At 70.3% G+C, this 21,817-nt stretch carries 21 protein-coding genes, 1 tRNA gene and 1 pseudogene; 13 read left to right on the top strand and 10 right to left on the bottom strand.

Annotated elements, in window-relative coordinates; translation table 11 throughout:
• The first annotated feature begins 68 nt into the window (after positions 1–68).
• From IG99_RS04960 to IG99_RS04935, 6 genes are all read left to right on the top strand, one after another.
• A complete protein-coding gene (locus IG99_RS04960; RefSeq protein WP_003953493.1) occupies positions 69–551 on the top strand; it encodes a CarD family transcriptional regulator in 483 nt (160 codons plus the stop codon).
• Between the two features lie 303 nt (positions 552–854).
• Positions 855–1,682 carry a 2-C-methyl-D-erythritol 4-phosphate cytidylyltransferase gene (ispD, locus tag IG99_RS04955; protein WP_078947532.1) on the top strand — a complete coding sequence of 276 codons (828 nt, stop codon included), beginning with the start codon at positions 855–857 and terminating at the stop codon, positions 1,680–1,682.
• The gene (gene ispF / locus IG99_RS04950; protein ID WP_037670144.1) at positions 1,672–2,166 is read left to right on the top strand and encodes a 2-C-methyl-D-erythritol 2,4-cyclodiphosphate synthase; all 495 of its coding nucleotides are present in this window, start codon (positions 1,672–1,674) and stop codon (positions 2,164–2,166) included. Before ispD ends, ispF begins: the two co-directional genes overlap by 11 nt.
• Positions 2,167–2,296: 130 nt before the next feature.
• Positions 2,297–3,697, top strand: a complete 1,401-nt coding sequence (cysS, locus tag IG99_RS04945) for a cysteine--tRNA ligase (protein ID WP_037670261.1) — start codon at positions 2,297–2,299, stop codon at positions 3,695–3,697.
• 99 nt (positions 3,698–3,796) lie between these two features.
• Complete coding sequence (gene rlmB / locus IG99_RS04940) at positions 3,797–4,738, top strand: 23S rRNA (guanosine(2251)-2'-O)-methyltransferase RlmB (RefSeq protein WP_037670143.1); 942 nt, start codon at positions 3,797–3,799, stop codon at positions 4,736–4,738.
• Between the two features lie 118 nt (positions 4,739–4,856).
• Positions 4,857–6,527 (top strand): DoxX family membrane protein, encoded by a 1,671-nt coding sequence (locus tag IG99_RS04935; protein ID WP_037670141.1) that lies wholly within the window; start codon positions 4,857–4,859, stop codon positions 6,525–6,527.
• 119 nt (positions 6,528–6,646) lie between these two features.
• Here the strand turns inward: IG99_RS04935 and IG99_RS04930 are convergent, their stop codons facing one another.
• From IG99_RS04930 to IG99_RS04920, 3 genes are all read right to left on the bottom strand, one after another.
• On the bottom strand, positions 6,647–7,375 hold the full coding sequence (locus IG99_RS04930; protein ID WP_037670138.1) for a nucleotidyltransferase family protein: 729 nt from the start codon (positions 7,373–7,375) through the stop codon (positions 6,647–6,649).
• Between the two features lie 65 nt (positions 7,376–7,440).
• On the bottom strand, positions 7,441–7,896 hold the full coding sequence (locus IG99_RS04925; protein ID WP_037670259.1) for a hypothetical protein: 456 nt from the start codon (positions 7,894–7,896) through the stop codon (positions 7,441–7,443).
• A gap of 215 nt (positions 7,897–8,111) precedes the next feature.
• Positions 8,112–9,200, bottom strand: a complete 1,089-nt coding sequence (locus IG99_RS04920) for an ABC transporter ATP-binding protein (RefSeq protein WP_037670136.1) — start codon at positions 9,198–9,200, stop codon at positions 8,112–8,114.
• Between the two features lie 229 nt (positions 9,201–9,429).
• Between IG99_RS04920 and IG99_RS04915 the strand changes: the two genes are divergently transcribed.
• Positions 9,430–9,503, top strand: a tRNA-Thr gene (locus tag IG99_RS04915).
• A 14-nt stretch (positions 9,504–9,517) separates the two neighbouring features.
• Here IG99_RS04915 and IG99_RS04910 read toward each other — a convergent pair.
• Positions 9,518–10,513 (bottom strand): DUF4037 domain-containing protein, encoded by a 996-nt coding sequence (locus IG99_RS04910; protein ID WP_037670135.1) that lies wholly within the window; start codon positions 10,511–10,513, stop codon positions 9,518–9,520.
• Positions 10,514–10,587: 74 nt separating this feature from the next.
• On the bottom strand, positions 10,588–11,241 hold the full coding sequence (locus IG99_RS04905) for a rhomboid-like protein (protein ID WP_199815451.1): 654 nt from the start codon (positions 11,239–11,241) through the stop codon (positions 10,588–10,590).
• Between the two features lie 272 nt (positions 11,242–11,513).
• On the opposite strand from IG99_RS04905, the gene IG99_RS04900 reads away from it, so the two are divergent.
• Genes IG99_RS04900 through IG99_RS04890 form a run of 3 tightly spaced genes read left to right on the top strand, consistent with a single transcriptional unit; the run spans position 11,514 to position 14,181 of the window.
• Entirely contained in the window at positions 11,514–12,725 is a 1,212-nt protein-coding gene (locus IG99_RS04900; protein WP_037670134.1) for an RNA-guided endonuclease InsQ/TnpB family protein, read from the top strand.
• Between the two features lie 60 nt (positions 12,726–12,785).
• Positions 12,786–13,691 carry an aminoglycoside phosphotransferase family protein gene (locus IG99_RS04895; protein ID WP_037670133.1) on the top strand — a complete coding sequence of 302 codons (906 nt, stop codon included), beginning with the start codon at positions 12,786–12,788 and terminating at the stop codon, positions 13,689–13,691.
• Positions 13,692–13,701: 10 nt separating this feature from the next.
• The gene (locus IG99_RS04890; protein WP_037670131.1) at positions 13,702–14,181 is read left to right on the top strand and encodes a GNAT family N-acetyltransferase; all 480 of its coding nucleotides are present in this window, start codon (positions 13,702–13,704) and stop codon (positions 14,179–14,181) included.
• 34 nt (positions 14,182–14,215) lie between these two features.
• Here the strand turns inward: IG99_RS04890 and IG99_RS04885 are convergent, their stop codons facing one another.
• Entirely contained in the window at positions 14,216–15,718 is a 1,503-nt protein-coding gene (locus IG99_RS04885) for an MFS transporter (protein WP_037670129.1), read from the bottom strand.
• 362 nt (positions 15,719–16,080) lie between these two features.
• On the opposite strand from IG99_RS04885, the gene IG99_RS04880 reads away from it, so the two are divergent.
• Positions 16,081–16,758, top strand: coding sequence for a pentapeptide repeat-containing protein (locus tag IG99_RS04880; RefSeq protein ID WP_051864925.1), 678 nt, complete (start codon positions 16,081–16,083; stop codon positions 16,756–16,758).
• A 41-nt stretch (positions 16,759–16,799) separates the two neighbouring features.
• Here IG99_RS04880 and IG99_RS04875 read toward each other — a convergent pair whose 3' ends face one another.
• Positions 16,800–17,300, bottom strand: coding sequence for a hypothetical protein (locus tag IG99_RS04875; protein ID WP_037670255.1), 501 nt, complete (start codon positions 17,298–17,300; stop codon positions 16,800–16,802).
• 208 nt (positions 17,301–17,508) lie between these two features.
• Here IG99_RS04875 and IG99_RS04870 point away from each other — a divergent pair, with 208 nt between their 5' ends.
• Entirely contained in the window at positions 17,509–18,999 is a 1,491-nt protein-coding gene (locus IG99_RS04870; RefSeq protein ID WP_078947531.1) for a M1 family metallopeptidase, read from the top strand.
• Here IG99_RS04870 and IG99_RS45045 read toward each other — a convergent pair.
• Both IG99_RS45045 and IG99_RS04865 read right to left on the bottom strand, forming a co-directional pair.
• Positions 18,996–19,468: pseudogene (locus IG99_RS45045) on the bottom strand (NUDIX hydrolase). The gene IG99_RS04870 and the pseudogene IG99_RS45045 overlap by 4 nt on opposite strands.
• Positions 19,469–19,556: 88 nt before the next feature.
• On the bottom strand, positions 19,557–20,132 hold the full coding sequence (locus IG99_RS04865) for a TerD family protein (protein WP_037670126.1): 576 nt from the start codon (positions 20,130–20,132) through the stop codon (positions 19,557–19,559).
• A 161-nt stretch (positions 20,133–20,293) separates the two neighbouring features.
• Between IG99_RS04865 and arfB the strand changes: the two genes are divergently transcribed.
• Positions 20,294–20,731 (top strand): alternative ribosome rescue aminoacyl-tRNA hydrolase ArfB, encoded by a 438-nt coding sequence (gene arfB, locus IG99_RS04860; protein WP_037670123.1) that lies wholly within the window; start codon positions 20,294–20,296, stop codon positions 20,729–20,731.
• A 289-nt stretch (positions 20,732–21,020) separates the two neighbouring features.
• Here the strand turns inward: arfB and IG99_RS04855 are convergent, their stop codons facing one another.
• Positions 21,021–21,605 (bottom strand): flavin reductase family protein, encoded by a 585-nt coding sequence (locus tag IG99_RS04855; protein WP_107055826.1) that lies wholly within the window; start codon positions 21,603–21,605, stop codon positions 21,021–21,023.
• Positions 21,606–21,817 lie beyond the last annotated feature (212 nt).

The raw sequence follows: 21,817 nt of genomic DNA, 5'->3' as shown, positions 1-21,817 counted from the left end.
CGAAAACGCCATTCAGTAGACGCCGTATCCGTGTTACTCTGGATAGCCACGGAAGGGGTACCTGTCACATGACGTTCAAGGTTGGCGACACCGTGGTCTATCCCCATCACGGGGCCGCGCTGATCGAGGCTATCGAAACTCGCCAGATCAAAGGCGTGGACAAGACCTACTTGGTGCTGAAGGTCGCCCAGGGTGACCTGACAGTGCGTGTGCCAGCGGACAATGCGGAGTTCGTCGGCGTGCGTGATGTGGTCGGTCAGGACGGGCTGGACCGGGTCTTCGAGGTGCTGCGCGCGCCGTACGCCGAGGAGCCCACGAACTGGTCCCGTCGCTACAAGGCAAATCTCGAGAAGCTCGCCTCCGGCGATGTCATCAAGGTCGCGGAAGTCGTGCGTGACCTGTGGCGTCGTGAGCGCGAGCGCGGACTGTCCGCGGGTGAGAAGCGCATGCTCGCCAAGGCCCGCCAGATCCTGGTGAGCGAGCTCGCCCTCGCGGAGAACACCAACGAGGACAAGGCCGAGGCGCTGCTCGACGAGGTCCTCGCGTCCTGACGCCGGCGCAAGCCAGCCTCAGCTGAGCATTCTCAGGACGAGCATTCTCAGCACATCGAAATGCCGCGGTGCCCGATGACGCAATTGCTGTCGCCGGGCGCTGCGGCATGTTCGCGCTCAGATGCCGTACGCCGAGGTGAAGTCCCCGATACTTGGCGTTCCGGGCCCGGGCGGCCGACTCGACCGATGTCACGGAAGGGTCCGGTCGAAACGTCGCGCCCAGCACTGCCCCGAGCCTTGCGAGCACGGGGTACGCCCAGGCCATACCCAACTAGGCCGAGCACACAAACCTGACAGGAACCGATGTCTGACGATTCGCGACCCTCGCCCGCGCAAGCAGCCGCGACGAGCACCGGCCAGGCGGCCGCGACGAGCACCGGCGGCGCAGGCCGTACGACACCTCGTACGGCCGCCCGCACCGCGGCCGTGATTCCCGCCGCAGGTCGGGGCGTGCGGCTCGGCCCGGGTGCCCCCAAAGCGCTTCGCGCGCTGAACGGCACACCCATGCTGGTGCACGCGGTCCGCGCGATGGCCGCATCCCGGGCCGTCTCCCTCGTGGTCGTCGTGGCCCCGCCCGACGGCGCCGCCGAAGTCCGGAGCCTGCTCGACGCGCACGCCTTGCCCGAACGCACCGACTTCCTGGTCGTCCCCGGTGGCGAAACCCGCCAGGAGTCCGTCAAGTTCGGCCTGGACGCGCTGCCGGCCGACTACGACATCGTCCTCGTCCACGACGCGGCCCGCCCGCTCGTCCCCGTCGACACCGTGGACACCGTGATCGAGGCCGTACGCGACGGCGCCCAGGCCGTCGTCCCCGCGCTGCCCCTGGCCGACACGGTCAAGGAGGTCGAGCCCGCGACCGTCGCGGGCGACCCCGAACCGGTCGTCGCCACGCCCGAGCGTGCCCGGCTGCGCGCCGTGCAGACACCTCAGGGCTTCGACCGCGCCACGCTGGTCCACGCCCACGGGACGGTCACCGACAACGTCACCGACGACGCGAGCATGGTCGAACAGCTGGGGCTGCGGGGCATGGTCGTACCCGGCCACGAGGAGGCCTTCAAGGTGACCCGCCCCCTGGACCTCGTGCTCGCCGAGGCCGTCCTCACCCGCAGGAGGCTCACCGATGGCTTCTGAGCTTCCCCCGCTGCCCCAGGTGGGCATCGGCACCGACATCCACGCCTTCGAGAACGGCCGCGAACTGTGGTGCGCGGGACTGAAGTGGGAGGGCGAGGGGCCCGGCCTGGCCGGACACTCCGACGCCGACGTCGTCGCCCACGCCGCCTGCAACGCGCTGTTCTCGGCGGCCGGACTCGGCGACCTGGGGCAGCACTTCGGCACCGGACGGCCCGAATGGTCCGGCGCCTCCGGCGTCACCCTGCTCACGGAGGCCGCCCGTATCGTCCGCGAGGCGGGCTTCCGCATCGGCAACATCGCCGTCCAGGTCGTCGGGCCCCGCCCCAAGATCGGCAAGCGCCGCGACGAGGCCCAGAAGATCCTCTCCGAGGCCGCGGGCGCCCCCGTCTCGGTGTCCGGCGCCACCACCGACGGCCTCGGATTCCCCGGCCGCGGGGAGGGCCTGATGGCCGTCGCGACGGCACTCGTGGTCCGTACGGACTGAGGGGTCCTTTCACCATGCCCACCCGGGCATAGTGAAAGGACCCCTGAGGCCGACGCACCCAGGTCACGAAAACGTCCCCCTTGGCCGGAAGAGTCGCAAGGCACTCCCACCGGCCCACTACCCTGGAGTGGTGACTATGCGCCTGTACGACACCAGCGCCCGGCAGATCCGTGACTTCACCCCGCTCATCCCGGGTTGCGTCTCGATCTACCTCTGTGGCGCCACCGTGCAGGCGGCACCGCACATCGGCCACATCCGTTCGGGCCTGAACTTCGACATCATGCGCCGCTGGCTGGAGTACCGCGGCTTCGACGTCACGTTCATCCGCAACGTCACCGACATCGACGACAAGATCATCGCCAAGTCGGCCGACCAGGGCCGCCCCTGGTGGGCCATCGGCTACGACAACGAGCGCGCGTTCAACGACGGCTACCAGGCGCTGGGCTGCCTGCCCCCGACGTACGAGCCGCGCGCGACCGGGCACGTGCCGGAGATGATCGAGATGATGCGCGGGCTCATCGAGCGCGGGCACGCCTACGAGGCCGACGGCAACGTCTACTTCGACGTGCGCTCCTACCCGGAGTACCTGCGCCTGTCCAACCAGGAACTCGACAACCTCCTGCAGCCCTCCGGCGACGGCGAGACCGGCAAGCGGGACCCGCGGGACTTCGCCATGTGGAAGGCGGCCAAGCCCGGCGAGCCGAGCTGGGAGACCCCGTGGGGCAGGGGCCGTCCGGGCTGGCACCTGGAGTGCTCGGCGATGGCGCACAAGTACCTGGGCACCGTCTTCGACATCCACGGCGGCGGCCTGGACCTGATCTTCCCGCACCACGAGAACGAGATCGCCCAGGCCAAGGCATACGGCGACGAGTTCGCCCGGTACTGGGTGCACAACGCCTGGGTCACCATGAGCGGCGAGAAGATGTCGAAGTCGCTCGGCAACTCCGTCCTCGTGTCGGAGATGGTCAAGCAGTGGCGCCCGATCGTGCTGCGCTACTACCTCGGCACCCCGCACTACCGCTCGATGATCGAGTACAGCGAGGAGGCCCTGCGCGAGGCGGAGTCGGCGTTCGCGCGGATCGAGGGCTTCGTGCAGCGGGTGGTGGAGAAGGCCGGCGGAGCCGTCGAGCCCTCCGCCGAGGTGCCGCCGGCGTTCGCCGAGGCGATGGACGACGACCTGGGCGTCCCCCAGGCCCTCGCCATCGTGCACACCACCGTCCGGCAGGGCAACAGCGCGCTGGCCGCCGACGACAAGGAAGCCGCCGTGGCGCGGCTGGCGGAGGTACGGGCCATGCTCGGCGTCCTCGGCCTGGACCCCCTCGACCCGCACTGGGCCGGGGAGACCGACCGGGGCGAGGACCTGCACGGGGTCGTCGACAGTCTCGTACGGCTCGTGCTCGACCAGCGCGAGGCGGCCCGGGGCCGCAAGGACTGGGGCACCGCGGACGCCATCCGTGACCAGCTCAACCAGTCCGGGCTTGTCATCGAGGACAGCCCCCAGGGACCCCGCTGGAGCCTCGGCCCCCGCTGAGCTTCCGCGCCGAACCCTTGATCGATTGTGCCGTCCGGGCCTCCGGGCGGCACACTTCATAGACGTACGTATCCGACGCACCACAGAGACAGGTAGGTCATGGCCGCGAACAACCGTCGCATGTCCGGCAAGAAGGGCGCGCAGGTCGGCAGCGGCGGCCAGCGACGCCGGGGCCTGGAGGGCAAGGGCCCCACGCCCCCCGCCGAGATGCGCAAGGGACACAAGAAGAATCGCATCGCCGGCGCCAAGGCGAAGCAGACCGCCCGCCGCCCCGCACCGCGCGGCCGAGGCGGCAGGTCCACCTCCGAACTCGTCGTCGGCCGCAACCCGGTCGTCGAGGCGCTGCGCGAGGGCGTGCCCGCCTCCACGCTCTACGTCCAGCAGTTCATCGACAACGACGAGCGCGTCCGCGAGGCGCTCCAGCTCGCGGCCGACCGCGGGGGCATCAACCTCATGGAGGCGCCCCGCCCCGAACTCGACCGCATGACCAACGGGCTCAACCACCAAGGCCTCGTCCTGCAGGTCCCGCCCTACGAGTACGCCCACCCCGAGGACCTCCTCGACGCGGCCCACGACGAGGGCGCCGACGCGCTCATCGTCGCCCTCGACGGCGTGACCGACCCGCGCAACCTCGGCGCCGTCGTCCGCTCCGTGTCCGCCTTCGGCGGCCACGGCGTGCTCGTGCCCGAGCGGCGCGCCGCCGGCATGACCGCCGGAGCCTGGAAGACGTCCGCCGGCACGGCCGCCCGGACGCCCGTCGCCCGCGCCACCAACCTCACCCGCGCGCTGGAGGCCTACCAGAAGGCCGGCGTCACCGTCGTGGGACTCGCCGCCGACGGAGAGGCCGAACTCGGCGACCTGGAGGCCCTGGAGGGCCCTGTCGTCATCGTCGTCGGCAGCGAGGGCAAGGGCCTGTCCCGCCTCGTCGGCGAAACCTGCGACCACCGCGTGCGCATCCCGATGCCGGGCGGCGCCGAGTCCCTCAACGCCGGTGTGGCGGCGGGGATCGTGCTGTACGAGGCCTCTCGCCGACGGAGCTGAACACACGTCCGCCGATTCACCCGAACGGTGCAACTCCGGCGAGGAGGGCAACCTTGACGGGGTCCGGACAGATCCGCCGGGTCAAGGACAGTGTCCTAACGACACGTCACTCGGTTAGATGAGTGTGGACACCAGAACACCCCGCACACCCACGGGGGACCGCTCGTCGGGATTCGACGACGCTCCCGCGCTGAGCATGGTGAAGGTGCCGAGCGATCCGGCGCAGGTCATCGTCAATCACGCGAGTTTCCGCGTGCAGTTGGGCGCATCGACCCGACGCGGTGGCCCGTCCCAGCGGATCGCACGGCACCTGAGCGCCACCGAGGACACCGCCCGCATGCCCGCCGTCGGCACGGCGAGCAGAGCCGGCACGGCCGGCGGCGCGCGCCGTCGGCCCGTCGTCTGGAGCGGCCGGTCCGCCCCCGACGACACCGGCGCGCACCGGCTGCTCCAAGCCGTGCGGGCCGGCAGCGTCAGCCACGACCAGCCCACCGGCGACGCCGGCGCGACCCAGGTCATCCCCCGCGTCGGCACCGGCGGCGGCTATCCCGACGACGGCTACGACCGCCTCGACCAGACCGTCGAGACCCCCGTCGTCGGTGCCCAGCGCACCTACGGCTCCGGGGGCGCCCCCCTCCTGCCGAACATGCGCACCGTCGACAGCGCCTACGACGAACCCGCCTACGACTCCTCCCAGTTCGACGCCTACGCGGACACCGACGAGGACATCGACGAGGCGGACCACCGCCCGCGGTCCCACAGCAGGCGCCAGACCGACGACCCGGCCCGGCACGCCTACTTCCCCGGCCGCCGCATGAACCTCGGCGTCGTCCTCCTCCCTCTGCGTGTCCTGCTGGGCTTCATCTCCATCTACGCCGGCATGGGCAAGCTCTGCGACCCCGTCTACTTCGACGGCGGCAAGCGCGGCTCCATGGTCAAGTGGCTCAACACGCTCCACCCCTGGGAAGTCGCCGAGCCACTCCGCCAGTTCGCCCTCCACCACCCCGTCGGCTCGGGCCTCGTCATCGCCTTCCTCCAGGTCGTCGTCGGTGTCCTCACCGTCCTCGGCTGCTGGCAGCGCGTCGCCGCCGCCTTCGGCGCCGCACTCTCCGCCGCGCTCATCCTCACCGTCAGCTGGAAGACCGTCCCGGTCTACGAGACCCCCGACATCATCTACCTCGCCGCCTGGTCGCCCCTGATCATCGCCGGCGCCCCCGTCTACTCCATCGACGGTCGCCTCGCCGGTGGCGCCTGGCGTCGCCTCGGCCCCCGCTCCGACCTCTGGGAGCTCCGCCGCTACGTCCTGCGCCGCGGCGCCCTCATCACCACCGTCGTCACCGGCCTCACCCTCCTCGTCGGCTCCCTCCTCGGCGGCGCCGTCCGCGACGCCGACCGTGTCGTCGTCCCCGGCCCCGGTGAGGCCCCCCGCAACGAACAGCCCGGCTCCCCGCTCCCGCAGGACCCCGCGGAGCGCGAGCAGCGCCAGAGCCCGTCCGCGTCCACCTCACCCACCCAGGGCGCCACCGCGGGCTCCACCCCGTCCGGCGCCGCCACCACCCCCGGTGCCACCCGCGACACCGGCACCGCCACCGGCGGCTCCCCGAGCCAGACCCAGGGCACCGCCGGCCAGGCCCCGCCCCAGCACACCACCCCCGCCGGCCAGGCCCCCAGCACCACCTCCGGCCCCACCTCCGGCGGCACGGCCACCGGCGGCGGCACCTCGGGCGGCAACACCGGCGGCAGCTCCTCCACCGGCCAACCGGGCCTGGTAGGAGGCCTGTTGGGGTAAGCGAGCCGGTGGGCGACCTCTTGGCCACGCCCACCGGCTGAACACGGCCATATGACGAGAGGGCCCCGCACGGAGGACGTGCGGGGCCCTCTCGTCGTACGGGCGCGTGAGACACAGGCTCACCGCAACGCCGCCAACTCCTTCGCCGCCTCCGTCAGATCCTTCGCCGTATCGATCGCCCGCCAATACGCCCCCTGCGGAATCGTGAAGCCGGCCAACCGCCGCTCACGGGCCAGATGCGGGAACGTCGTCCGCTCATGGTCCCCCCGCTGCGGCAGCAGCCCCGCGAACTCGGGGGAGAACACATACACACCCGCGTTGATCTCGAACTGGGACGGCGGTGCCTCGATGAAGTCAGTGATGTGGCCGAAGCCGTCCGTCTTCACCGCCCCCCAGGGAATGCGCGGCCGCGCCAACGCGAGGGTCGCGACCGCGTCGCGCTCGGTGTGGAAGTCCGCCATGTCGCGCAGCGAGAAACGGGTCCAGATGTCGCCGTTCGTGGCGTACCAGGACCGCTCGGGGTGGGGCAGACGCGCGGCCGCGTACTTCAGGCCGCCGCCCCGGCCCAGCGGCTCGGTCTCGACGACCGTCGTGACCTTCACGGGCAGTTCGGCCGACTCCAGCCACTGCTGCAGAACGTCGGCGAGGTGGCCGCAGGAGACCACTACGTCGGTGACGCCCTCGTCGGCGAGCCAGGTGATCTGGTGACCGATGATCGGCGTCCCCGTGCCGGGGATCTCGACCATCGGCTTGGGCCGGTCGTCGGTGTAGGGACGCAGTCGGGACCCCTGGCCACCGGCCAGGATCACGGCTTGCGTGGGGCGGGACGCCACGTGCGGATCGGTCATGACCGAACTGTACGTGGCGCCCCGCCCCGGACTTCGTCTGTGCTCGTACTCGGATGTGCGCGCGATCAGCTGTGCGCGGCCAGCACCCCGGAGGCGAAGGACGTGTCGCACACCGGCCGGGCGAACGACTGCGCGCGCGTCGGCCCGTACACACGGACCGCGGCACGGCCCAGGGCACGGGCGATGGAGACACAGTGCTCGGCCAGCGACGGCCGCCCGTTCACCGTCTCCTGGAGGTGGGTCAGGGCGACGCCCGGGTCCTTCTCCTGGAGCTCCGTCAGGAGTTGGTCGCGCAGCACGTCCTCCGGCGCGCGCGGGGCGGAGTGGGAGGTGCGGTCGGGGGCGGAGACGTCGGAGGCGGTGAGCACCGAGTCCGAGGGGGTCCCCGACCAGTTGACCCGGGTGACCGCGAGGGTCCCCGAGAGCACCAGGACGACGGGCAGGACGAGGGCGAGGGAGCGGCCGATCCGGCGGGCGGGGCCCCGGCCGCGTCGCGGCAGCTGAGTGGTGGAGTGCTTCACGGAGTGCTTCACGCGTGTGAGGGTAGCGCCCAGTAGTGTTTCAAAGACATTCAGTCACCGGTATGGGTGATGAAGGTATGCCTCTTTCTGGGTATAGGGTTGACGCTCGCTGATCGAAATGACCGGTATGCCGGGGTATTTGTCGACAACGAGAAAGAGGCCCCGCAGCAGCCTGCGGGGCCTCTTTCTCGTCAACCTGTCACTCAGAGGCGCTCTCAGTCGGAGAGACGCGCACCCGTGGACGTCGAGAACACGTGGGTCTCACCCGCGCGCGGGACGACGTGCAGCGTGCTGCCCTTCTCCGGCACATCACGGCCGGAGACACGGACGACGAGGTCCTTGGCGTCGTCGCCGACCTTCGCGGTGCCGTAGACGTACGCGTCGGCACCGAGCTCCTCGACCACGTTCACGGTGATCGGGAGGCCCAGCTCGGCGTCGGGGCCGGCCACGTCGAAGTGCTCGGGACGGACACCCACGGTCACGGTCTTGTCGGTGGCCGCGCTGATCGCGTCACGCTGGACCGGCACGACCGACTTGCCGAACTTCACGCCACCGTCGGCGATCGGGACCTCGACCAGGTTCATGGCCGGCGAACCGATGAAGCCGGCGACGAAGAGGTTCGCGGGCTTGTCGTACATGTTGCGCGGGGTGTCGATCTGCTGGAGCAGACCGTCCTTGAGGACCGCCACACGGTCGCCCATCGTCATCGCCTCGACCTGGTCGTGGGTGACGTAGACGGTGGTGATGCCGAGACGGCGCTGCAGCGACGCGATCTGCGTACGCGTGGAGACACGGAGCTTGGCGTCCAGGTTGGACAGCGGCTCGTCCATGAGGAACACCTGCGGCTCACGCACGATCGCGCGACCCATGGCGACACGCTGACGCTGACCACCGGAGAGCGCCTTCGGCTTGCGGTCCAGGTACTCGGTCAGGTCGAGGATCTTCGCGGCCTCCTCGACCTTCTGCCGGATCTCCGCCTTGTTCACGCCGGCGATCTTGAGGGCGAAGCCCATGTTGTCGGCGACGGTCATGTGCGGGTAGAGCGCGTAGTTCTGGAACACCATGGCGATGTCCCGGTCCTTCGGCGGCAGGTGCGTGACGTCACGGTCACCGATGCGGATCGCGCCGGCGTTCACGTCCTCGAGCCCGGCGAGCATGCGGAGCGAGGTGGACTTACCGCAGCCGGACGGGCCGACCAGAACGAGGAACTCCCCGTCCTCGATCTCGATGTCGAGCGCGTCTACGGCGGGCTTCGTGGAACCCGGGTAAACCCGGGTCGCCTTGTCGAACGAGACAGTGGCCATGGTGAATGGGCCCCCTTCTACCGGCAGGAACGTGCCGGACGATCCGTTGTAGGAAGGTGGTGAGCCTCGGCGGACAGCCCGCCGTGGTGTAGTCCACACGCGTGAACTGGGTCAGGACGGTACCTGGCGTTTGCCCGCCTGTCAGCACCTGAGGTCCTGTGAACTTCGCGGAAATTTTCGACGGGGCTCCCCCGCGACCTGGGTACACTGCACGGGCACGCACGTGCAGGCCTCCTTAGCTCAGCTGGCCAGAGCAACGCACTTGTAATGCGTAGGTCGTCGGTTCGAATCCGACAGGGGGCTCCGCAAGGCCCAGGTCACTCATCTGACCTGGGCTTTTTCATTGCTGCCGACAGCGCCTCGGCGAACCGCTCCGCTCCCAACACCCGAAACGGCCTGCTGTGATACGGCCGTGTACTCGGGTCGACCGGCACCGTCAGCCCGAGCCGGTTGTGCAGCGCGCCCACTGCCTCGTACGCCTCCGCGAGATGCCGCTCCCGCGTCCGCCAGTCCGTAGCCGCCAGGGCCGACGCGAGCACCGGCGTGAGGCGGCGGCCCGTCGCCGTCCGGGAGAAGGCGGTGCCCAGCCACTTGCTGTACGGCGGGTAGCGGCGGTCCATCAGCAGGCACAGCCGCATCAGGTCCCGGATCAGGCGGGCGGCGACCACCGCGGAGCCCAGTTCGTCGCCGACCTCACCGCAGCGGCCGACGAAGGCCTCCTCCTCCGAGACGCGTCGCCAGTGGCGGGCGAGGATCCGGAGCCAGACGTCGTGCGGGTACCAGCGCAGGGTGGCGCGGAGGGCGGTGAGGGTGCCGAGGCCGTCGTGGAAGACCGCGCCCGAGGTCAGCTCGGCCAGGCGTTGGGTGGGGGTGGTGAGCCAGTTGTCCGGGGTGATTGCGGCCGTCGGGTCGAAGCCGAGCTGAGCCGTGAACCATGAGGTCACGTCGGTGATCTCGACGCGGTGGTGGACCGGTCCGTCCGTCGGCGTCATGACGCGGATGTCCTTGCCGGGGTCCTCGCCGGTGGGGGCGAAGTGTGTCGGGTGGCCGAGGAAGGTCTTCGGGAGGCGTTCGGAGAGGACGGTGTTCAGCCGGCCCGCGTGCTCGCGGGCGTCCGCCGCGCCGAGGTAGAGCTGGAGACGCGGGCCCCATTCGTGGTCGGCGGAGCGGGGGGTGTCGTAGCCGAGTACTTCGGAGCCGGTGCCGAGGCGGGCGGCGGAGTGGGGGGTGTGGGGGAGGGCTTGGTGGAGGAGGGGGCGTACGGCTTCGAGGTAGAAGCGGCGGGAGAGTTCGAGGCCGGGGGTGAAGGGCATGGGGGGAGGGTGCCGGAGGGGGTGCGGGGGCGGCGACGGGTTTTGCTCGCCGTCGGGGCGGTTCCCTCTCGCCGTCAGCGCCTGTGCGCCCGCAGTGTCTCCATCGGGTTCCACGGTTCTCCGCGGCCCCGCGTCAGCGGATGGCAGGCCAGGCCGATCAGCAGCGCGATGCAGTGCCCGAAGTCGGTGAAGTCGCCGCCCGTCGCCAGTGGTACCGCGTACACGGCGGTCACGATTCCGAGGTAGGCCGGCCGCCATGGCATGGCGATGCGGTAGGTCAGGACGCCCATGACCCCGGCGAGGGCGTAACTGACCCCGATGTCGAGGGCGTCGACCGACGAGAACGGCGCCCGTCCCTCCCAGATCGCCATCAGTACCGCGCCCTCGCTGATCAGTGTCGCCAGTACGTGCGCGGCCAGGCACACCACGAGCCAGCGGACGGTGCCCAGCCAGCGCTCGGCCGGGGCGTGGAAGAGGGTGTAGAGCAGCAGGTAGGGCAGCCAGATGCCGCCGTCGATGAGCATCGCGCTGGCGAACAGCACCCGGAGCGGGTTCTCCGAGAGGCCGCTGATGTTCGTCGACCGCTCCCGCAGGAACTGCTGCTCGAACTCGGGAGACATGTGGTGCACGGCCACGGTGGTCACGAACAGCATGCCCAGCCACACGTACGTCCCGGGGGCGCCGCGGACGTACGCCGCGGCTCGGTACAGGCCCCCGGAAATTCGCATGAGGCGATTCACCTGTTTCTTGTGAGGATGCCCCGGCGTTCACGCCGGGGAGGAATCGCATCCGGGTGCTGCGACGCGGAGCGTCGCCGTATCCGGTTCAGGGCGCGGAGCGCCCGGATCGCTGACCGATGCTTCCGTGCGTGGTGCGAACGCGTGTGCGGGTTGTCGCTGGTCGGGATGGTGGCTGCGGGATCGGGGGACGTGCGTGCGGTGATCGTACGTATGGTCCTCTGCAGGGTTCGGGACGCCTTGTCGTTGCGGGAGGGGGCGGGATGGTGCAGGTGGAGGCAGCCGGGCATGCCCGCTACACCTACCGACTGCGCGTGTCGTCCACCGCTCGCACGGCGCTCGTGGCGGAGTGGGACCGGTGCCGGTGGCTGTGGAATGAGTGTGTCGCCAAGTCCGGGGCTGTGCACGCGCACAACCGGGCGACGGGGGAGAAGCGGACGTGCGGCCCGGCGCAGCTCGACCGGATGCTGACCGAGGCCCGGAAGACCATTCCGTGGCTGCGGGAAGGCTCCTCGGTTGTCCAGCAGCAGGTCATCCGCAACTTCGGCCTGTCCCGCGCCAAGGCGCACAAGGACATCAAAGAGCGCCTGCCCATGTCACGCCGGGCGGGGATGCCCGTGCACAAGAAGAAGCGTGAGGCGCTGCCGTCCCTGAACTACACCAAGCGTGGATTCCGGTTGAAGGACGGCCGGTTGCATCTGGCGGGCGGGGTCGTGGTGGGGGTGGTGTGGTCGCGGGAGCTTCCGGCTGAGCCGTCCTCGGTGCGTGTGTACCGGGACAGCCTGGGGCACTGGTACGGCTCCTTCGTCGTGCCCGCCGAGGTGCAGCCGCTGCCTGGCACCGGACGGGTGCTCGGTGTCGACTGGGGCGTGAAGCAGACCGCGACCACCACCTCCGACGCCCACGACCTGCCCCACGCCCAGCACGGCAGGAAGGCAAGCAAGAAGCTGACCCGCTATGACCGGATGATGGCCCGCCGCAGGCCGACCAAGGGCCAGCCCGCATCGAAGGGCTACCGCGAGGCGAAGAAGCTGCGGGCCAAGGCGTACAAGAAGATCGCCCGGCAGCGCCAGGACACCGGCCGTAAGTGGGCCAAGAAGGTGGTCCGTGACCACGACGCCGTCGCGGTGGAGGACTTCCGTCCGAAGTTCCTCGCCAGGACCACGATGGCCCGCAAGACCGGGGACGCTGCCATCGGCGCCACCAAGGCCGCTCTGCTGGAGATGGGCCGCAAGCACGGGCGGGACGTCCGCCTGGTCCACCCCGCGCACACCACGATGGACTGCGCCAGCTGCATGACAAGAGCCAAGCATGCACTGCCGCTGGGTGAGCGCACCTACACCTGCGACGCGTGCGGAGCCGTGTCCCCACGGGACAAGAACTCCGCACGCGTGATGCTCCTCCGGGCTGGTCTCAACCCGGCTGGTGCCGATGGCGGAAGACCTCCCGGAGCGCTGCTCCGGGAGGCGGCCTGAGCCAGGAATCCCCTCCCTTCAGGGAGGGGAGGATTCAAGCACGCAAGTAACGTCCGTCGCGTGATCGACATTCCGGGTGGGCTGGCGGAGGCGCAGGAGAAGTACAACGGCTCGGCGGGGCGCGCCTTCGTCGCGGGGCTGCCGGGGCTGGTGGCCGGGTTCCTCGACCGGTGGGAGCTGAGAGCGGACGGTGCCGCGATGCACGGTGTGTCGGCGCTGGTGCTGCCGGTCGTCGCTGTCGACGGCACCCGGGCCGCGCTCAAGCTGCAGTTGCTCGACGAGGAGACTGAGGGGGAGCCGGTCGCGTTGCGGGTGTGGGACGGCGACGGGGCCGTGCGGCTGCTGCGGCACGACGAGCCGACGGGGACCATGCTCCTCGAACGCCTTGACGAGACCCGGATGCTGGCTCATGGGCCCGACGTGCACGAGGGCGTTCTCATCATCGCCCGGCTGCTGGCCCACCTGACGTCCTTCCCGGCTCCGCCGGGCATGCGCCGCCTCGGCGACATCGCACGCGGGATGCTGGAGCGGACGCCGGCGGCTCTCGACGGGGTCGCCGATCCGGAGGCCCGCGCTCTGATCGCCGACTGCGCGGCCGCCGTGCGGGAGGTCGTCGGTGAGCCCGGTGACCGGCTGCTGCACTGGGATCTCCACGACGAGAACGTGCTGGCCTCCGCCCGGGCCCCTTGGATCGCCATCGACCCCAAGCCGCTCGCCGGGGACCCCGGTTTCGAACTGTGGCCCGCGCTGGCCAACCGTTTCGACGCCGACGACGTCCTCTGGCGCTTCGACGCCATGACCGACGTACTCGCCCTGGACTGGGAGCGCGCGCGGGCCTGGACGCTCGGCCGGCTGTTGCAGAACTGCCTCTGGGACATCGAGGACGGCCGCGAACTGGACGAGGAGCAGCTGGAGATCGTCCGCCGGCTGCGGCGGGGCGCAGCGCGGCCTAAGTGGGTGTCCTAGTCTCCTGGACATGATCCGCACCGCGTCCCCCGCCGACGTCCCCGTCATCCATGCCCTCATCCGGGAACTCGCCGAGTACGAGAAGGTCCCGCACGAGGCGAGGGCGACCCCGGAGCAGCTTCATGCGGCGCTCTTCGGTGACTGCCCGGCCGCCTACGCGCACATCGCCGTCGACGACTCCACCGGGGAGCCCGTGGGCTTCGCCCTGTGGTTCCTCAACTTCTCCACGTGGCGCGGCGTGCACGGCATATACCTGGAGGACCTCTACGTCCGCCCCGAGGCCCGGGGTGGCGGCCACGGCAAGGATCTGCTGACGGAGCTCGCCCGCATCTGCGTGGAGCGTGGCTACGAGCGGCTGGAGTGGGCGGTGCTGAACTGGAACCGCCCGGCCATCGGCTTCTACGAGTCGCTGGGCGCCCTTCCGCAGGACGAGTGGACGGTGTACCGGCTGACGGACGAGGCGTTGGCGCGGCTGGGGGCGCAGGGGTAGGCGAGCGCGCCGGCCGGTCCGGTTCAGACCGCGTTCAGGCCACCGACTCCGGTACCGCCGTCTCCGTCGCTGCTCCCTGTTTCGGGGGTTTGACGGTGACCATGAGGCCCGCGACGAGGCCGGCGAGGAGCATGATGCCGGCGGCCCAGGCGATGGCGACGGTGTAGCCGTGCACGATGCCCTCGCGGGTGACGAGGGCTTTTTGGGCGGGGTCGTGGAGGTGGGCGGTGATGTAGGCGGTGCTGCTGGTGGTGGCGATGGTGTTCAGCAGTGCCGTACCGATGGAACCGCCCACCTGCTGTGAGGTGTTGACGGTCGCGGAGGTGACGCCGGAGTCCTGGGGTGCGACTCCGGCGGTGGCCGTGGCGAAGACGGGCATGAAGGTGAGGCCCATGCCGAGGCCCATGAGGAGCAGGGCGGGGAGGATCTCGGTGGTGTACGACGAGTCGACCGTCATCTGGGTGAGGATGAGCATGCCGCCCGCGGCGAGGACCATGCCGGGCACCATCAGCATGCGGGGTGCGACCCGTTGCAGGAGCCGCGCGGAGATCTGGGTGGAGCCGATGATGATGGCCGCGGTGAGGGGGAGGAAGGCGAGGCCTGTCTTGACCGGCGAGTAGCCGAGGATGACCTGGAGGTAGTAGGTCATGAAGAGGAACAGGCCGAACATGCCGATGACGGCGAGGCCCATGGTCAGGAAGCAGCCGGCGCGGTTGCGGTCCTTGACGATGTGGAGGGGGAGCAGGGGGACCGGTGCCCTGCGTTGCCACCAGACGAACGCCGTGAGGAGGAGGACGCCGACGGCGAACAGGCCCAGGACGAGGGGGTCGGTCCAGCCGCGGGGTTCCGCCTCGCTGAAGCCGTAGACGATCGCGACGAGGCCCCCGCAGCCCAGGAGCACGCCGGGGACATCGAGGCGGGCGCCGGCGTGGCCGGGGCTGTCGTGGAGGAGGGCGAAGGCGCCGAAGACGGCGGCGATGGCGATGGGGACGTTGACGTAGAGGCACCAGCGCCAGTTGAGGTACTCGGTGAGCAGGCCGCCGACCATGAAACCGATGGCGGAGCCGCTGCCGGCGAGGGCGCCGTAGATGCCGAAGGCCTTTCCGCGTTCCTTGGGGTCGGTGAACGTGGTGGTGAGCAGGCTGAGCGCGGAGGGTGCGAGGACGGCGGCGAAGACGCCCTGGAGGGCGCGGGCGCCGAAGAGCAGGCCGGCGGTAGTGGCGGCGCCGCCCAGTGCGGAGGCGGCGGCGAAGCCGATGAGGCCGATGATGAAGGTGCGTTTGCGGCCGACGACGTCGGCGATGCGTCCGCCGAGGAGGAGCAGTCCGCCGAAGGCGAGGGTGTAGGCGGTGATGACCCATTGCCGGTTGCCGTCGGACATGCCCAGGTCGCGCTGTGCGGAGGGGAGCGCGATGTTCACGATGGTGGCGTCCAGGACGACCATCAGCTGGGCGAGCGCGATGACGACCAGGCCCCACCAGCGGCGGGGGTCGGTGTCGGTTGCCGGTCCGGGTTCACCTGTTCGGGCGACACTCATCCGGCCAGAAGACCATGAATCGGTGCGTATTGCATCCCCACGTGTCTTGTGCCTGGTCATGGCTCCAGTACCACCTTTCCGGTCGTGGCGCGGGTTTCCAGGGCGTGGTGGGCGGCGGCTTGGGTGAGCGCGCGCAGTTCGACTTCAGGGCTCGGCCTGGTCCTCTTCGGTCCGGCCCTCTTCGGTCCGGCCCTCTTCGGTCCGGTCCTCTTCGGTCCGGTCCTCTTCGGTCTTCGGAGCGCCTGCTGTGAGTACGACACCGGGAGGGGCCGGAATGTGACATGGGGGTCGGCTCGTGGGCCTGCTGATGGGCGGTTTGGCAGGTCACCGCGATTGTCAGTGGTGGGGTGCAGCATGGGGGCATGGCGAGGCGAGCGGCGGCCGGCGGGACCGGCCCGAAGGGTGCGCGACGGCCGGAGGTGCGGCTGCCGCGGCTGGAGGTGTTCGGCGGGGGGCTCGAACCCGACGGGGATTACGACGGGCTGGAGTTCCGTGAGGCGGATCTGGCCGGGCAGGACGGCGGGGGCGCCCGGTTCATGGACTGCGCGTTGACGGGGTGCGCGCTGGACGAGACCCGGTTGCGTCACGCCCGCGTCCTGGACTGCGTCCTCTCCGGCATACGGGGCGTCGGTACGGACCTCGCCGAGGCGACCCTGCGTGACGTCGAGCTGCTCGACGCCCGCCTGGGCGGGACCCAGTTGCACGGCGCCGTTCTGGAACGGGTCCTCGTGCGTGGCGGAAAGATCGACTATCTCAACTTCCGCAGAGCCAAGCTCCGGGACGTCGTCTTCGAGAGCTGCGTCCTCGTCGAGCCGGACTTCGGCGGGGCCCGGCTGGAGCGCGTCGAGTTCGTTGACTGCACCCTCAAGGCGGCGGACTTCAGCGCGGCCACCCTGACCGACGTGGACCTGCGAAGAGCGGCTTCACTGGAGGTCGCACGGGGCGTGGGGCGCCTCGCGGGGGCGGTGATCAGCCCGTCGCAGCTGCTTGATCTGGCGCCGGTGCTGGCGGCGGAGATGGGGATCCGGGTGGAGGGCTGAAGGCCCGGGAGCAGGGGCGCCGAAAGGGCGCCGCCGAGGCGCTAGGCAACCCTCGGGAAGCGGGCCTGGAGGGTCCAGACGGCCGGGTTGTCGGCCAGGTCCTCGTGCAGGTCGACGAGGTCGGCGATGAGGTCGTGGAGGAAGTCGCGGGCCTCGCGGCGGAGTTCGGAGTGGGAGAAGGTCAGCGGGGGTTCCTCCGCCGGCATCCAGTCGGACTCGATGTCGACCCAGCCGAAGCGGCGCTCGAAGAGGAGCCGGTCGGTGGACTCGGTGAAGTCCAGCTCCGCGTGCTGCGGGCGGGCGGCGCGGGAGCCCGCCGGGTCCTGGTCCAGGCGTTCCGCGATGTCGCAGAGGGCCCAGGCGAAGTCGAGCACCGGCACCCATCCCCAGGCTGTGGACAACTCCCGGTCCGCCTTCGTGTCGGCGAGGTAGACGTCACCGCAGAACAGGTCGTGGCGCAGGGCGCGGACGTCCGCGCGGCGGTAGTCCGTCTGCGGCGGGTCGGGGAAGCGGTTGGAGAGGGCGTAGCCGATGTCGAGCACGTGAGTGATGGTGCCACGCCCTGGCGGAGCCACGATCAGGGTCCCTGCGTATGCGGTCCCCGCGATCACGATTCCCGCGATCACGATTCCCGCGATCACGATTCCCGCGATCACGATTCCCGCGATCAGGATCCCTGCGGTCACGATCCATGACCAGAGGATCACGTTCCGCCCACATGGTGATGATCCGCCCCGTAGGATCCCGATCATGTCCCGATCCGCGCGCCGTGCCCCCGCCCTGGCCTCCTGCGTCCTGCTCGCCCTGGCCCTCACCGCGTGCAGCGGTGGCGGCAGCGGCGGCGGCGTCGAGGGCACCGCGGGCGGCTCCGGCGTCGGTGACCCGTACTTCCCCAAGGCGGGCAACGGCGGCTACGACGTCACGCACTACGACCTGAAGCTCGCCTACGACCCGGACCGGCACCACCTCTCCGGCACGGCCGGCATCACGGCCCGCGCGACCAAGGACCTCTCCGCGTTCGACCTCGACCTCAAGGGCCTGGACGTCGAGTCGGTCACCGTGGAGGGCAAGGACGCCCGGGGCGGCCGCAGCGGGCAGGAGCTGACCGTCCGCCCGCGCGACGAGCTCGCGGAGGGGGACACGTTCCGGGTGAAGGTCCGCTACTCCGGCACCCCGGTGACGATCACCGACCCGGACCACTCCGAGGAGGGCTGGCTGCGCACCGCCGACGGGGCGCTGGCGCTGGGGGAGCCGACGGGGTCGATGGCGTGGTTCCCGGGCAACCACCACCCCTCCGACAAGGCGTCGTACGACATCGCCGTCACCGTGCCGAAGGGCCTGGAGGCGGTGTCCAACGGGGAGCTGAGGAGCCGCAGGACCAGCGGCGGGCGGACGACCTTCACCTGGCACACCGCCGAGCCGATGGCGAGCTACGTCGCCATGCTCGCCATCGGCCACTACGACATCAGCACCACCACCATCGGCGAGGACGAGCTGCCCGTGTACACGGCCGTCGACCCCGAGCAGGCGGATGCGAGCCGCAAGGTGCTGGCGAAGATCCCCGAGATCATGGAGTGGGCCACGTACAACTTCGGGCCCTACCCCTTCTCCTCCACCGGCGCCGTCGTCGACCGCGAGGACGACGCCGGGTACGACCTGGAGACCCAGAACCGGCCCGTCTTCACCGGCGCTCCCGACACCGAGACCCTCGTCCACGAACTCGTCCACCAGTGGTTCGGCGACTCGGTCACGCCGAAGAGCTGGCGGGACATGTGGCTCAACGAGGGGTTCGCCACCTACGCCGAGTGGCTGTGGCAGGAGGACAACGGAGGCGACAGCACGCAGGACATCTTCGACGCGCTCTACCGGGGCGACTACTTCGACAACGCGAAGGCCAACAAGGAGATCTGGGCGTTCCCACCCGCGAAGCCGTCGAGTGCCGCGCACATCTCCGACAAGCCCGTCTACTGGCGCGGTGCCATGGTCATCCACAAGATCCGGCAGACGGTCGGCGACGACGCCTTCTACGACATCGTCCAGGGCTGGGCCGCCGCCCACCGCCATCCGGCGGATCATGCCGCAGACGCGGGGTCTGGCCCGCCCACCTGCGGCGTTGTCGTCGGTTGCCGACTCCCCCACGCTCGGCTTCGCTCGCGCGGGGGGACCCCCACGACCCCGCTCACCTGGGTCGATGAGTCACCGCTGCCTTCCTGCGACCTGATCCGCCGGACCGGCCCCTAGGGACCGTCCGGTCGGACCTCGCCCAGTTCGTCGAGGCGCCGGCCCAGTTCGGGCGGCCACACCGGCTCCGCCTCCGCGATGAGTTCCTCGCGGCTCCACCAGCGCCAGGCGAGGATGCCTTCCGCGGCGTGTGCGGCCACGGCGGGGCCGGTGGGTTCGCGACGGGGGCCGTGGGTGACGTGGATGTGCTCGTGCTGGCGGACGGAGATGTCGCATCGGGGTGGTGGGCGAGGGTGACGGCGATCCCCACGAGCCGCCCCGCGTCGTGCGCGAGCAGCACCTCCGCGTCCGGATGTGCCAACTCCCCCTCCAGCGCGGCCGCCACCTGCTCCGGCCGGATGTCGTCCGGGTCCGGGAAGTCACCGCTGCGGGCGTGGAACTCGCGCTGGGAGGCGTACAGCGCGGTGAGTTCGGCGAGGAGGCCCGCCGGGACGGGGGACGGGAGCGGCGTGAGGATCCCGCCCGGCAACCTATCGCGGGCACGGCGGAGCCCCCGGCGCGTTTTCGCTGCCGGGGGCTCCGTCAGAGCATGGGCTTGCTCAAACCCGCACCGTCGCTCAGACGTTCACGCCGAAGTCCTGGGCGATGCCGACGAGGCCGGAGGCGTAGCCCTGGCCGACTGCGCGGAACTTCCACTCGGCGCCGTTGCGGTAGAGCTCGCCGAAGACCATGGCGGTCTCGGTGGCCGCGTCCTCCGACAGGTCGTAACGGGCGATCTCGGCGCCGCCGGCCTGGTTGATGATGCGGATGTAGGCGTTGCGGACCTGGCCGAAGTTCTGCGAACGGTTCTCGGCGTCGTAGATGGAGACCGGGAAGACGATCTTGTCGATGTCCGCGGGGAGGCCGGCGAGGTTGACGTTGATCGCCTCGTCGTCGCCGGCGCCCTCGCCGGTGCGGTTGTCACCGGTGTGGACGATCGTGTTGTCCGGGGTCTGCTTGTTGTTGAAGAAGACGAAGTGGGCGTCGGAGTAGACCTTGCCCTGCGTGTTGACCGCGATCGCGGAGGCGTCGAGGTCGAAGTCCGTACCGGTGGTCGTGCGGACGTCCCAGCCGAGGCCCACGGTGACAGCGGTCAGGCCCGGAGCCTCCTTGGTGAGCGAGACGTTGCCACCCTTGGACAGGCTTACAGCCATGGTTCGGGAGTCCTTTCCCTCGTTTACGTACGGCAGTAGCGCAGTACGGCATGAAGCTACAGCTACCCCTATGAACGCAGCGAGGGGCGCCGTGGGTTCCAGGCTCTTTACTTTCTTTACCTCGGATATTCGGGTGACGTGGACCGGACAGACCGGGGAACATGGACGGCATGTCCGGTCCGTACCTGATCCGCGGCTCCGTCTCCCTGCCCGAGGCCGAGCTCCTGTGGCGTTTCTCGCGGTCGTCCGGGCCGGGCGGCCAGCATGTGAACACCTCGGACTCGCAGGTCGAGCTGCGTTTCGACCTGGCGGCGACCGAGGCGCTGCCCGACGTCTGGAAGCAGCGGGCGCTGGAGCGGCTGGCCGGACGCCTCGTCGACGGCGTCGTCAGCGTCCGTGCCTCCGAGCACCGGTCCCAGTGGCGCAACCGTGAGACCGCCGCCGTCCGCCTGGCCGCCCTCCTCGCGGAGGCGACCGCCCCGCCGCCCAAGCCGCGCCGGGCCACCCGTATCCCACGCGGGATCAACGAGCGCCGGCTGCGCGAGAAGAAGCAGCGCTCGGACACGAAGCGGGGCCGGTCGGGGCGCGACTGGACCTGATGGCCGGCCCGTCGAAGGCGCCTCAGCGCCCATTCACGCCACCGCAGACCCCTGAGGTATGCGCATAGGCCTCGGCGAGGGACCGCGTCACGGGGGAGGCGGCGTGTTCCTGATCGGTGCGGACCGGACGGGTATGCCGGTGGCGGCCTCGAAATTCCGGGGCTGATTTCTTCGAGGCGGACTCCGGATGGGTCATGCGCGCACGTTAGGCGGCGAACTCGAGCCGGGGCCAAGGGATTTCCGATCGAAAGCCGCCGCCCGCACGTCAACTGCCCTCCTTCGACTCCCCTCACGCCAAATGCCGGTAGCGGCCCCGGAAATACACCAGCGGCCCTCCCTCGGCACTCGGCACGCGGGCCGTCAGTACGCGGCCGATCACCAGCGTGTGGTCCCCGGCGGTCACCCGCTGCTCGGTGCGGCACTCCAGGGTCGCCAGGGCGCCGCTCACCAGGGGTGCGCCGCTGATCTCGCCGCGCTCGCAGGGGATGTCGGCGAACAGCAGCCGGTCGCTGACGCGGCCCTTCATGGCGAAGCGGCCGGCGATGTGCCGCTGGCTCTCGGACAGCACCGACACCGCCCAAAGGGGCTGCTCGTCGAGCAGGTCGTCCATGCGGGAGCCCTCGCGCACGCTGACCAGGACCAGCGGTGGGTCCAGGGAGACCGACAGGAAGGCTGTCGCCGTCATGCCGACGTCCTCGCCGCGCGGGGCCCCGGGGTCGTCGGGGTCGAGCGGCGGCTCCAGCGCGGTCACCAGGACCACGCCGTCGGCCAGCCGGGACATGGCGGCACGGAACTCGTCGTTGCTCACCCCCTCAGCATGCCCAACGGGGGCGGGAGCGGCGGTCGGGGGCACGGTGGGCCAGGTGTTCAGCACAACTGGAACGCTAGTGTCGTCCTCCGGCGGCGCGCATCGGACCTCCGGCCGAGCGGGGTCCTAGGACCGGCGGCGGAAGTCGGAAGCCCGCAATGCCGACCCACAAACCCCGCGTTCCGTAAAACACAGGAAAAACACAGAAACTCCCTCTCAATTGTTCACGTTCTTCTGTGACTTGAGTCACAAGAGCCATTAATTGTTGACCCTGTGTA

The organism is Streptomyces griseus subsp. griseus (assembly GCF_000720255.1).
In the GTDB taxonomy this organism is placed as follows: Bacteria; Actinomycetota; Actinomycetes; order Streptomycetales; family Streptomycetaceae; genus Streptomyces; species Streptomyces griseus_I.
The sequence above is the reverse complement of the archived record's forward strand: the minus strand, read 5'-3'. Positions and strand labels throughout refer to the sequence as shown.

Bases quoted from the DNA above. Each gene is read 5' to 3' on its own strand.
- IG99_RS04960 (WP_003953493.1), top strand. From the start codon at position 69: ATGACGTTCAAGGTTGGCGACACCGTGGTCTATCCCCATCACGGGGCC.
- ispD (WP_078947532.1), top strand. From the start codon at position 855: ATGTCTGACGATTCGCGACCCTCGCCCGCGCAAGCAGCCGCGACGAGC.
- ispF (WP_037670144.1), top strand. From the start codon at position 1,672: ATGGCTTCTGAGCTTCCCCCGCTGCCCCAGGTGGGCATCGGCACCGAC.
- rlmB (WP_037670143.1), top strand. From the start codon at position 3,797: ATGGCCGCGAACAACCGTCGCATGTCCGGCAAGAAGGGCGCGCAGGTC.
- IG99_RS04935 (WP_037670141.1), top strand. From the start codon at position 4,857: ATGAGTGTGGACACCAGAACACCCCGCACACCCACGGGGGACCGCTCG.
- IG99_RS04930 (WP_037670138.1), bottom strand. From the start codon at position 7,375: ATGACCGATCCGCACGTGGCGTCCCGCCCCACGCAAGCCGTGATCCTG.
- IG99_RS04920 (WP_037670136.1), bottom strand. From the start codon at position 9,200: ATGGCCACTGTCTCGTTCGACAAGGCGACCCGGGTTTACCCGGGTTCC.
- IG99_RS04910 (WP_037670135.1), bottom strand. From the start codon at position 10,513: ATGCCCTTCACCCCCGGCCTCGAACTCTCCCGCCGCTTCTACCTCGAA.
- IG99_RS04905 (WP_199815451.1), bottom strand. From the start codon at position 11,241: ATGCGAATTTCCGGGGGCCTGTACCGAGCCGCGGCGTACGTCCGCGGC.
- IG99_RS04900 (WP_037670134.1), top strand. From the start codon at position 11,514: ATGGTGCAGGTGGAGGCAGCCGGGCATGCCCGCTACACCTACCGACTG.
- IG99_RS04890 (WP_037670131.1), top strand. From the start codon at position 13,702: ATGATCCGCACCGCGTCCCCCGCCGACGTCCCCGTCATCCATGCCCTC.
- IG99_RS04885 (WP_037670129.1), bottom strand. From the start codon at position 15,718: ATGAGTGTCGCCCGAACAGGTGAACCCGGACCGGCAACCGACACCGAC.
- IG99_RS04880 (WP_051864925.1), top strand. From the start codon at position 16,081: ATGGCGAGGCGAGCGGCGGCCGGCGGGACCGGCCCGAAGGGTGCGCGA.
- IG99_RS04870 (WP_078947531.1), top strand. From the start codon at position 17,509: ATGTCCCGATCCGCGCGCCGTGCCCCCGCCCTGGCCTCCTGCGTCCTG.
- IG99_RS04865 (WP_037670126.1), bottom strand. From the start codon at position 20,132: ATGGCTGTAAGCCTGTCCAAGGGTGGCAACGTCTCGCTCACCAAGGAG.
- arfB (WP_037670123.1), top strand. From the start codon at position 20,294: ATGGACGGCATGTCCGGTCCGTACCTGATCCGCGGCTCCGTCTCCCTG.